This window comes from Pueribacillus theae, assembly GCF_003097615.1.
Taxonomy (GTDB): Bacteria; Bacillota; Bacilli; order Bacillales; family UBA6769; genus Pueribacillus; species Pueribacillus theae.
In genome coordinates, this window is sequence record NZ_QCZG01000105.1 from 1 (window position 1) to 1,230 (window position 1,230).

Here is a 1,230-nt window from a genome sequence, read left to right on the forward strand (position 1 = left end):
AGGACTCTTAGTTAACTTTTTTAAATTAATCGCTATAGATTGTAAAGTAAACATGGATCACAGCACTTACTACAGCCATTCCCCATAAGAAAAACCAATTTCCAGAACTTGCGGCAACAGCTATTAGCGTGGTTAAAATAAGGTTTAAAATGGCATAAACCGCTTTATTTCGTCTTTGTCTTTTCTTTCTTGGTGAATCCTTTTCAATTTCATCTCGAAAAGCATCTAGGATACTATCAACTTTTTTGTCAATTAGGCCTTCTTTTGCAAGATAATCTAGCATTTGTATTTTTTGTTCATTGGAATGTCCAGAGAGTTCCCATTCCTGCATAGTTTCTGATTCTATGTGCCTTCTAACAATGTCCCGCAGGTTACTCATATTTTACCTTCATTTAGTTTTTGTTTCGCTATTTCAGCCAAATCTCTAGCAGCTGATTTAATATGAGACATTAAATGCTTTCCCAACGCGTGAGCCATATCATCAGAAACTTTATTAATTCCTTTTTCCTTTAAAAATTCCTGTATTTCTTTATCCAAGTGAAGCTTTGATATGCTAACCTCTGTAGCGTCCATGTATTTAGCGTCTTGTTTTTCATAAGGCTTCACCGGCTCAGTATTAAGTTTAAAAAGCGCCAACTGACAAATTTTTATCCCTGGAACAAGCCTTACTGGAACAGAAGTTGAATTAAACGCGACTAAGCTAACTGTTCCTCGGTAACCGGGGTTCATGTAATGAGCAGGACTAATTACTAGTCCTAAAGATTTTATGCTGAATCGCTCATAAATACGCGCGGACATATTTTCGGGAACTTTTATAAACTCATGTGTTTGAATTAAAATTGATTCTTTTGGTTGAATTGAAAATTCTTCATGTGATATATCGATTGACTCATAATGATCCTCAGTTATTGGGTTCCCAAGAACAATAGGTTCATCAGAAGAATAGCGTTTAACAAGTGGGGCCAACGTTAAATTTATCGTTGCTCCTTCGCAATATTCAGGGTTATATGGTTGTACCAACCCATCTTCAATTGCTAACTTGTGTAACTCACGATCACTTAACATTCTTCCTCCCCCTTTTGCCTAGTTTCGTTTTGAATGTAATTACCCTGCATTTAGAATCATTTAACGTCATTTAGTATCATTTACTACCTTCTAAATACATTATGTTCAAATAAAAGAAAAAGCACAAGGGGGAATTTAGAAAAATCATTCAATTATCAGCTTTAC

2 protein-coding genes are annotated in these 1,230 nt (G+C 35.2%); both read right to left on the reverse strand.

The window, feature by feature from the left end; genetic code table 11:
* Positions 1-25 precede the first annotated feature (25 nt).
* Entirely contained in the window at positions 26-379 is a 354-nt protein-coding gene (locus DCC39_RS18860) for a hypothetical protein (RefSeq protein WP_116556405.1), read from the reverse strand.
* The gene (gene dcd / locus DCC39_RS18865; protein WP_116556406.1) at positions 376-1,065 is read right to left on the reverse strand and encodes a dCTP deaminase; all 690 of its coding nucleotides are present in this window, start codon (positions 1,063-1,065) and stop codon (positions 376-378) included. The genes DCC39_RS18860 and dcd overlap by 4 nt, the downstream gene beginning before the upstream one ends.
* Positions 1,066-1,230: the final 165 nt, after the last annotated feature.

Excerpts from the sequence above, each read along its gene's own strand:
- dcd (WP_116556406.1), bottom strand. The coding sequence starts at position 1,065 with ATGTTAAGTGATCGTGAGTTACACAAGTTAGCAATTGAAGATGGGTTG.
- DCC39_RS18860 (WP_116556405.1), bottom strand. The coding sequence starts at position 379 with ATGAGTAACCTGCGGGACATTGTTAGAAGGCACATAGAATCAGAAACT.